Genomic DNA, 9,278 nt, shown 5'->3' on the forward strand with positions numbered 1-9,278 from the left:
CGGCTCGGAGGGGGATTTTTGTTTACAGATAGTGCATTTTGTCGGGATTGCGCACATAGTACAGACGCTGGATGGCTCCATCCTTTACGTCCAGCAGCACCGCCGTATCCACCTTGCCCTCGGCGTGGTAGACGAGCGCCGTCTGGCCGTTGAGTGTGACCAGCTCCTTTTGCCGCGAGTCGCTGGCGTTATATTTGCGCTGCACCCCAAGCAGGAAGCGGGCAATCCGCTCCGCAGAGACGATCGGGTGAAGCGCTGCCGCCACTTTGCCGCCGCCGTCGGAGATGAGCACCGCATCTTTGTCCAGCAAGGCGAGGAGCGAATCGACGTTGCCTTGCTCCAGGGCGTACAGAAACCTAGTGACCCACGCTCGACTGTCTGCCGTCTCCGGAGGGGCGATCGGTTGCTTTGGCAGCAGGCCCATTTTTGCTTTTGCCCTGCTGATGATCTTGCGGCAGTTCGCCTCGCTTTTTCCTACCAGCTCGGCAATCTCGTGGTAGTCAAAGTCCAGTCCTTCCCGCAGGACAAACACGGCGCGCTCGACCGGGGACAGCTTCTCCAGCAGAACGAGCATCCCGTATGACAAAAGGTCTTTGTGAATGACCGCTTCATAGTCGTCCGTATAAAAGGCGGAGACAGGCTCCGGAAGCCATGGCCCCGTGTAAAGCTCCCGTTTTTTGCGGGCCGATTTCAGCAGATCGAGGCAGCGATTGGTCGTCATTTTGCACAAGTATGCTTTCGGGTCAGCGATTTCCTCCCAGTCGACGCCATGCACCTTCAGAAAGACATCCTGTACGATATCCTCTGCGTCCTGCGCCGCTCCCGTCATCTGATAAGCGAGCCGAAACAGCAATCCTCGATAGGTTTGGTACAGCGCCTCCACGTAGATCCTTCCCCCTTGTGCCTCATCTTTCAAACGATTCCCTTATTTTACCATACCAAAAGCAGTTCCGGGGAACGAGCGCACAAACTTAGCTGCTCCCTTGCCGCACAACGCGCACTACCCTGTGACGACAACGGCCCGGTTTTTGTGACAGAATTCCTCAAGCACGCGCCGCACTCCCCGATCTTTTTCCGTTCGTCGTCTTTCCTGTGATATAATCGACAAACAAATCTATCTCATCGGAGGAATCCATGCTGACTTTTGCAGAAAAACTGGCGATTATTGAATCTTTCCCGCAGCTGACGCGCAATGACGTCTCGCTGGGACGGGTGAACTTTCACTATGAAGGCAGTTTGCACGAGAAAAAAACCGTCGTGTACCACCTTCACCCGAATGGCAACGGCTTCGTCTACGGCGCGTTTTTGAAAGGCTATCGCAAGGATGCGAAAGGCTACGTCAACATCCGCGATTTTTCCGCAGACGAACTGCGCACGATCATCGAAGCGTCCATCGAGATGCTTTCCCATAAACGCGAGACCGCGCCCAAGTCGAATGCCCCTGTGCAGGCGCTGGAAGAGACGTGGGTAGACAAGAAGAACAATACGCTGCTGCTTCAGCAGGAGGATACTCTGTGGAACGTTTACCACGGGCTGAATCTGGAGGCTTCTTTTGAATCGTACGCAGAAGCCGAGAACTATTTGAAGGAAGAAGGTTTCAGCAAAAGGTAGACGCTCTTTTGGCCGCTGTGAAAAACCTGGTATATTCGGGAGCACTCCATCACACATTATTAGAGGTTACATTCCGCACCTTGCCCCGCGAAGGAGGTGTTCACGTGTATTTCTCTAAAAAGGCAGCAGTCCCTGTCGAAGAAGAGGAGACTGATGTGTGGTTGTGCAGCAGTGACGGCTGTACGTGCTGGATGAGAGATAACTTTTCCTTTGACGAAAACCCCAGCTGCCCCTTTTGCCATTCCCGGATGGTAAAGGTCACCAAAGTGCTGCCTGTTTTGACGAATCACAGCAAACGCCATTCTTGAGCTTTTTTTGTGGGTTTTTCTTGCGGGCATCCCTTCTCTTTCTTACAATTAGCTCATGACATGCGATAGGTAGAGGAGTAGTATGCCCATGAACCGAAAAGAGACGGAAGAACAGATCATCCAGGCATACCAGCGGGACGAGGGCATGATGATTCTCGTTTTCGCTCAATGGTGTGTCAATAACGGCCTGGACGCGCATGAAATCTATCGCCGCGCCTATCCGGATCAGGCGACAAACCCTTTGCTCGCACAGATGATCGACAATACGGTCCCCAAAGAGGAAGCGGAAGACATCCCCGATGCCACCCTTTTGGGCGTACTGTCGCTATTCGGGAACGACGACCTGGCGTTTGTGGTCAGCGAAGAAATGGAACGGCTGAAAAGGAATAGAGGGTAAGGAAAGGAAGTCGCACGAATCCGTGTGGCTTTTTTCTTTGCATTTTTGCAGCTTCCATGTACAGGTAACCCGTCAGCGCCTTTTTCTCCATCTTGCTGGTCAAGCTGGTCAGACGCCTGGAGAAAGTGTGGACGGACTTCGGCAAAATCAGGGCGGAACGGCTTCAGCAACGGCACACATGAAGAAAGGCACCTCGCTAAGGTGCCTCTCTCACTATTTCGGAGCTGAACTGCATCGTAAACCTGGTGCTCTCCTCGGAAGACTCGCAAGTGATCGTCCCGGCATGTCGTTCAATAATTTCTTTGCTGACGTACAGTCCGAGCCCCGTCCCCAGCTCTTTGGTGGTGAAAAACGGCTCGAAAATGAGCGGGAGCAGATCGGGCGGGATGGGAACACCGTTGTTGGAAATGGAGATTTCCGTGGTGCCGTCGTGTTGGAACACCTCAATCGCCACCACTTTTTTGCCGTTCTTGCGGTACAAGACGTCCAGGGCATTGGAGATGATGTTGATGAACACTTGCTTGATTTCATCCCGATAGCCGGTCAGCTCGCACTCGGCATCGATGACGCACTGAATGTCCGCATTCACGTCTACAATGTTGGGATTCAGAAAGCTGATAGTTTCCTCAAAGAGCTGCTGGAGATTAATAACCTCACTCTTGCGCGGGATGATTCCTTTCTTGGACACCAGCAGAAATTGCGAGACCCGGAAATTCAACTGGTACAACTCATTGACGATAATATCGACATACGGGAGGTCGGGATAATCCTCTTTGAGCAGCTTGGAAAAGCCGATAATGGAAGTCAACGGGTTCCGAAATTCGTGCACAAAGCTCGATGCCATCTGACCGAGAATGGTGAGCCGATCTTTGTGGGAACGTTCGATGAACTGCTTCTTTTCCGCGAGATCGCTGTTCTTCAGATCCGTATATCTGGATATAGCTTGTACGAGAAACACGTCAAAGCACTCGTTTATCTTTATAATCGCATTCACGAGAGCGTCAGGCTCAAACGATCCTTCCTGGAGCAACTCCAGAATCAAGTTGCGGCCCAGGCAAACGTTGTGAACGAAGTCACCGATGTTGATGTCAACCCGGTTGCGTTCGGCGGCCACCTTATAAGCCAGCTGTTTGATATCTTCGAGCGTCATCTGCTCCCGGAAATACCTTAACACCATCCTGTACATGGCTCGTCCATTGAGGTGAATGGTGTCCTTAAACTGATCGTGCTCCGAGACAACCACCCGTTTCCGGAACGTCTCGACGATTCTTGCTTCGTGCTTTTCCAAAAATGCTGTCAGCTCTTCCATCTGCATCTGTCCCCACTTTGCATGTGCACGCATGATATTGTTGCAAACATTATACTATATTCGCCCGAACTTATTATCCAAATGTTTTGAGATATGGTATTTTTTCACTCTTCCTTCTATTTCTGGCGATCTGTATGGAGAAAGGAAGGACGCCGCAAAAGCATCCTTCCCTGTGTACATAAGCTTCAGGTCTTTCGTTTCAACTGATACGGACAATGGTTAGCGTAGCCCCTGCGCCTGTCAGAAGCGTTGCGGCTCCCGACAAACCAAACAGTTGCAGGGTAATGGTCGATCCGGCAGTAAGCGGTATGATCGTGGTGTTTTGAAACGACGACAAGGAAGCAACTGGCGAAAGAACGGATGGAGTAAAAGGTGATCCATTGATGACGAGCCTCGAGCTGACGAGAAGCGCGGCCGTTGTATTGATGGTGTAGGAGAGAAGGTAATTGCCCGTTGACGGAACGGTAAAGACGGTATTGGAACCGTTGACCGTCACTCCATTCAGGATCTGGTTGTTGGGGAGCGGAATGTCCGTACCTTCCAAAGCTACGACAATGCTCGCGCCCCCGGTGTTGGCACCAAAGGCATTGGGAGTGGTGAAGACTGTGCCGGTGGCTCCTGTAGTTCCTGTCGCCCCAGTTTCTCCTGTAGTTCCGGTAGCCCCGGTGACTCCTGTGGCTCCGTTAGCTCCCGTTTCTCCCGCGGCTCCGGTGATTCCCGTGGCTCCTGTGACTCCGTTCGCCCCAGTTTCTCCAGTGGCTCCGGTCGCTCCCGTGGCTCCCGTAGCACCGGTTGGGCCACGTTGCGTGGAGGCATTCAGTACGGTTTGAACTTTTTGTTGGAGAAGCATATCTTGCTTGATGGTTGCGTCGATCATTTCCCGAACACTCTGAGCGATGGCGAGAAGGTCCTCTACCTTAGCATTTGATCCCGTCATGCCAGGCAGCGTTCCTAAGACGTATTGAATCTTTTCTCCCTCTGCATGCAAAATGCGGCTCAGACTTAATTCTTCCAAGGCAAAGGAAGAGAGAAGCAGATTAATCGCATCTTCACGTGTCACCGTTATGGTTGGACTGATATTGGGTATATTGGGAAACGCCATACCATACCACCCCTCCCCCCTTGGCAGACCTCCGCTTTTCCCAAGCGGGACGCGAAAATGCCGGCGTATGCTGACACCATGTTCAATCGATCATTTCCCCTTCTACTCCATCCACTTTCTCGAATACCAATCCAACTTTTGCTTCCGTCCGCCCCACACACTCTCATGCAACCACGGCTTTCCAGGGGAAGGCTGTAGAGGCTCTCTGTGAATCCTTACCGATACCTGTCCAGAAGTGCTCGTGTATTCTTTTCCTTCGTTTGCAAGCATTGCCGTCCGAATGCCTGGCGGGGGAGAAGCATACGAATGTTCCCTCTGGCTCTCTTCCGGGGAAAAAAGCATGTGCAAGTATTCCCGCTTGTGCCCCCGCATCCGAAAAATCTCCTCCAGTACGCGCCGCATCCAGAGCTTCTGCTCCTCCACAGCTCCTTGCCCGACATGACGAGCGGCTTGGATAAACAACAATAGCACTCCCTCGGAAAAGGAATTCATCGCTGCCGCAGCCTTGTGATGCCCCTCTTCCCAGGCCGAGGAAAACTCTGCCCTTTGCCAACGCTTGATCCTTACCTGCAGAAAGGGCTGCAGCCTCCTCAAGCGAGCCAGTGAAATCCAGTGCCACGTGTTCATGGCCTCCAAACAATACTGGAGCGATTCGAGCCACTGAAAAAACAGTTGGGGACGTTTTTCAGAGAACGGCCATCCCTTTGTTTGCTGCGCCAGACCATTCATCAAGAGGGTCAACGCGTTCTCCATCACGAGATCCGCTTCGAGCAATCTCCGAAAGCCGTCTTGCCGCTCGCCAGCCCCTTCATTGCGGAGCCATTTTTGTACCTCCCCTCGCAGCTGCTGCGAATGCTTAAATGTCATCGTCTTCATCATCGTCGTTGTACTCATCGGCGTCGTGCTTCTGCTGCTCGCTTTCGATGTACTTTTCTTCCAATTCGAGTATGTTATCGAGCTTAAATTGCAATAGAATCTGCTTGCTGACAATACTGCGCAGCATCCGCTCTACACTTTGGTTCACGCGAAGGAGATCCTCCAGAGAAACCTCGCCTTTCTCCAAAAAATGCTGAATTTTTTCTCCCTCTGCGTTCATAATATGGGACAAACTGATTTCTTCCATGGCAATCGAGGTCAGCAGCAGGTGAATGACCTCTTTTCGCTTCAGCTTAATGCGAGGGGTGATATCCGGAATATTGGGCAGCGCCATCCCTCCCAACCTCCATTTCTCCAAAGTAAAAAAGTTTCAACGGCGCCTCTGCGACTCGCTTACTGCGTTTGCGATATCCCGGCAAAATAGGCTTCATTATGCACCACGCTCGGATGCCGGGGATTGTACATTCTGGCCATTTCATGGTGGAGATACGCTTTCTTCAGATCGCCTACCCGATCGTAGCAGTAGCAGAGCTGCAGATGAGGCAGCCACGTCCAGGCAGAGTGCTCTGTCATTCCCATCGTATCCTGACGCTGTTCGAGCAGAGTCGCCTGCCGATACCAGTAAATCGCCGTTCTAAAGTCCTCTTTCTCTGCGAAATAGCCGCCCAGCCTGCAGCACAACTCTGCCCGCGGCTCGCCGTAGGCCAAAGCGCGCAGCAGCGATTGCACCTGTCTGTATGGCTGCTTCAGATGGGCGTAACACTCTGCTTGCTTGTAGCAAGCCGCCAGTTGGTCCTCTATCCAGCCCTTTCCTCCGTCCAAAAACAGCCCGTATTGCTCTGCTGCTTCCGCGTATCGTCCGTGGTCTTTCAGCTCATTGGCGAAATAGTACGTATCTCGCGGGCTAAACTCTTCCTTCCTTTCCCGCCGTTTCAGGTAGATTTGCAAGTTGCGGTCTGTGTAGGCTTTCTCTTTCCGATGCGTTACGGCAATGTCGCTATGCAGCACCTTCCCTGCGACCGCCAAATACTCATGCACAGCTCCATGCCATTGAACGCGGCATGCTCTTCGTACAAGCCGATTTCTTCTCAGAAACTCATCAGGCTTCCCCTCGGCATCCAGCGTGAGGTAATACGGCATCGAGACGGCATCGTAATCAAAGTCATGCTGCTCTTTCAGGAGGCGAAAACGATTGCGGTCCTGCTCCTCCAGAACATCGTCGGCGTCCAGCCAAAGGATGTAGTCCTGTGTCGCCTTCCCAAACGCAAAGTTGCGTGCAGCTGAAAAATCATCGATCCAGGCAAAATCGTAAAGCGCGGCGCCGAAGCTTTTGGCAATTTCCCTGGTGCGATCTGTAGAACCTGTATCCACGATGACGATCTCCTCCACCAAATCCCGCACAGTCGCCAAACATCGGGCCAGCGTTCCCTCCTCGTCCCGAACGATCATACAGAGGCTGATCGTGAACATGCAGATCGCTCCCTCCCCAACATTACTACCATCCTATTTCCGCAAGCTGTGTATTATGTATCCGGGCATATCATATGAGAATGAGTGAGGAGTACCTTCACGCCGCCGCTTCCTTTACGAAAAACAGATTTCCCGAACACGAGGTGATTCGATGAGCCCGAAACCACGGGTCCTGATCGGCAGCCCTGTCTGCCAGAAGCCCGAAATACTCCGCATGTTTTTTCATTCGCTGGATCATCTGGACAGCCAGGCGGCGGACGTTTCCTACGCCTTTGTCGATGACAATACCGATGCCTTGTCCAGCCAAATGCTTCGCTCGTTCGCGGGCCGCTTCCCGGACCGCTCTGTCATCTTCCCGGGGAACACCGAGCGCCCTCCTTACATTCGCGATGAGAATACGCACTATTGGAACGAGGACTTGATCTGGAAGGTCGCCGACTACAAAAACCGCTTGATCGACTACGCCAAACGCCAGCATTTCGACGCCCTTTTCCTGGTTGATTCAGATCTGTTGCTGCAGCCCGATACATTGGCCATTTTGCTCAACAGCGACAAGGAGATCGTATCAGAAATTTTCTGGACGAGTTGGCAGCCGCAATCGCTCCCCGCCCCGCAGGTCTGGCTCTCGGATCAGTACACGCAGTATGAGCACGCCCCGAACGAGCAGCTCTCCTCCCAGGAACAGCTGATCCGGCAAATGGCTTTTTACAGCAAGCTGCGCGTTCCCGGCCTGTACGAGGTAGGAGGGCTGGGTGCATGCACGCTGATCCGGCGATCTGCCTTGGAAGCCGGCGTCCATTTTGGCAAAATCAAAAACGTCAGCTTCTGGGGCGAGGATCGGCATTTTTGCATACGCGCAGTTGCTTTAGGCTTTTCCCTTTTTGTAGATACGCATCGTCCCGCCTTTCACGTCTATCGGGAGTCGGATTATGCCGAAGCTGCAAACTGGATGAAGCAAGTCTACGGTTCTTCTCCTGCGCAGACAGGAGTGCCCGGCACACCTGTCAGAAGGTCTTCCGCCTGCACTCGCCCCAAAATCACACTGTCGATGATCGTTCGCAACGAAGCAGACAAACATCTCAGCCACATCCTCTCCAAACATCGTGAGTATATCGACGAGGCGGTCATCATCGACGATGGCAGCACGGATCATACTGTGGAAATCTGTCACGAGCTGCTCAAAGGGATTCCCCTTCACATCGTGCACAACGAGACCTCCCGCTTCATGAACGAAGTGAGCTTGCGCAAGCAGCAATGGCAGGAGACCATCCGGCAAAGCCCCGAGTGGATTCTGAACATGGATGCGGACGAGGTGTTTGAAGACGGATTTGCCCAGGGAGTTCATGAATTGCTCTCCCAGGAAAAAGGCGAAGTCTGTTGCTTCCGTCTTTACGATATGTGGTCGGAAACGCATTACCGCGAGGATTCCTACTGGCATGCACATGACGTGTATCGCCCCTTCCTGCTGCGCTATCACCCCGGCCATCGCTACATCTGGAAGGAGCAGCCCTTGCATTGCGGACGCTTTCCCCATAATATTTTCGAGCTTCCTTCCTTCCTCAGCCATTACCGCGTCAAGCATCTGGGCTGGTCCACCCACGAGATTCGCCAAGAAAAGTACGAGCGTTACAAACGTTTGGACCCCTCTGGGCTGTACGGCTGGAAAGAGCAGTACGAATCCATCCTCGACCCGCAGCCCAGGCTAATTGCCTGGAGCGACTGACGGCCACCCGTGACGATCGCCACTTTACCCGCAGCTTGTTCGCTCCTTGGCGGCAGCCTGAATGAAAACAGCATTTATTCACAGTATCTTGAGGAAAATGTGGATAACAAGACAGTCTCTGTGCATAACTTGTGAGTACCTTTCCACATAGCCATTCCCTGTCGAGCAGGGCTTTTCTCCTGAAAAGCCACAGGCTATACGGAATTGGCCTGAGAGAGAAGTCCAAGGTATACAGATCAAACGTGGCTTTCTCCAATCGTTTTCCACAAGCGCATGTGATTATTGTGGACAACTTGTGGGTAATCTGTGGACAGAATATCGAACTGCTCTTCTCTTCTTCGCGCGGTTTGTTCCATATTTTCCAACAAAACCTCCATGCCTCCTCGAGCCACACCCCATCATGAAAATGGGTTTGGCTCTTTTCGTTTCTTCCCAAACTAGTGAATAACCCTGGGTGAACGAATACGTGGCTTTTTATGGTG

At 52.6% G+C, this 9,278-nt stretch carries 10 protein-coding genes; 4 read left to right on the top strand and 6 right to left on the bottom strand.

Annotation, left to right across the window (positions count from 1 at the left end):
• Positions 1–22: 22 nt before the first annotated feature.
• The gene (locus ACFSO0_RS11490; RefSeq protein ID WP_376880200.1) at positions 23–883 is read right to left on the bottom strand and encodes an RNA polymerase sigma-70 factor; all 861 of its coding nucleotides are present in this window, start codon (positions 881–883) and stop codon (positions 23–25) included.
• 251 nt (positions 884–1,134) lie between these two features.
• On the opposite strand from ACFSO0_RS11490, the gene ACFSO0_RS11495 reads away from it, so the two are divergent.
• The 3 genes from ACFSO0_RS11495 to ACFSO0_RS11505 all read left to right on the top strand — a co-directional run bounded on the left by ACFSO0_RS11495 (position 1,135) and on the right by ACFSO0_RS11505 (position 2,316).
• A complete protein-coding gene (locus ACFSO0_RS11495; RefSeq protein ID WP_376880203.1) occupies positions 1,135–1,611 on the top strand; it encodes a hypothetical protein in 477 nt (158 codons plus the stop codon).
• 104 nt (positions 1,612–1,715) lie between these two features.
• Positions 1,716–1,919, top strand: a complete 204-nt coding sequence (locus tag ACFSO0_RS11500) for a cold-shock protein (RefSeq protein WP_376880205.1) — start codon at positions 1,716–1,718, stop codon at positions 1,917–1,919.
• Positions 1,920–2,007: 88 nt separating this feature from the next.
• Positions 2,008–2,316: a hypothetical protein gene (locus ACFSO0_RS11505; RefSeq protein WP_376880208.1), complete on the top strand. Its 309-nt coding sequence runs from the start codon at positions 2,008–2,010 to the stop codon at positions 2,314–2,316.
• A 196-nt stretch (positions 2,317–2,512) separates the two neighbouring features.
• Here the strand turns inward: ACFSO0_RS11505 and ACFSO0_RS11510 are convergent, their stop codons facing one another.
• The 5 genes from ACFSO0_RS11510 to ACFSO0_RS11530 form a co-directional block, all read right to left on the bottom strand.
• Positions 2,513–3,625 (bottom strand): histidine kinase N-terminal domain-containing protein, encoded by a 1,113-nt coding sequence (locus ACFSO0_RS11510; RefSeq protein ID WP_376880211.1) that lies wholly within the window; start codon positions 3,623–3,625, stop codon positions 2,513–2,515.
• Between the two features lie 199 nt (positions 3,626–3,824).
• Complete coding sequence (locus ACFSO0_RS11515) at positions 3,825–4,727, bottom strand: BclA C-terminal domain-containing protein (RefSeq protein ID WP_376880213.1); 903 nt, start codon at positions 4,725–4,727, stop codon at positions 3,825–3,827.
• A 102-nt stretch (positions 4,728–4,829) separates the two neighbouring features.
• Positions 4,830–5,621: a hypothetical protein gene (locus tag ACFSO0_RS11520; protein ID WP_376880215.1), complete on the bottom strand. Its 792-nt coding sequence runs from the start codon at positions 5,619–5,621 to the stop codon at positions 4,830–4,832.
• On the bottom strand, positions 5,584–5,937 hold the full coding sequence (locus ACFSO0_RS11525; RefSeq protein ID WP_376880217.1) for an alpha-helical endospore appendage domain-containing protein: 354 nt from the start codon (positions 5,935–5,937) through the stop codon (positions 5,584–5,586). The genes ACFSO0_RS11520 and ACFSO0_RS11525 overlap by 38 nt, the downstream gene beginning before the upstream one ends.
• Before the next feature lie 59 nt (positions 5,938–5,996).
• Positions 5,997–7,073: a glycosyltransferase family 2 protein gene (locus tag ACFSO0_RS11530; protein ID WP_376880220.1), complete on the bottom strand. Its 1,077-nt coding sequence runs from the start codon at positions 7,071–7,073 to the stop codon at positions 5,997–5,999.
• Positions 7,074–7,224: 151 nt separating this feature from the next.
• Between ACFSO0_RS11530 and ACFSO0_RS11535 the strand changes: the two genes are divergently transcribed.
• A complete protein-coding gene (locus ACFSO0_RS11535) occupies positions 7,225–8,796 on the top strand; it encodes a glycosyltransferase (protein WP_376880222.1) in 1,572 nt (523 codons plus the stop codon).
• Positions 8,797–9,278: the final 482 nt, after the last annotated feature.

The organism is Brevibacillus sp. GCM10020057 (genome assembly GCF_042683565.1).
Taxonomy (GTDB): domain Bacteria; phylum Bacillota; class Bacilli; order Brevibacillales; family Brevibacillaceae; genus Brevibacillus.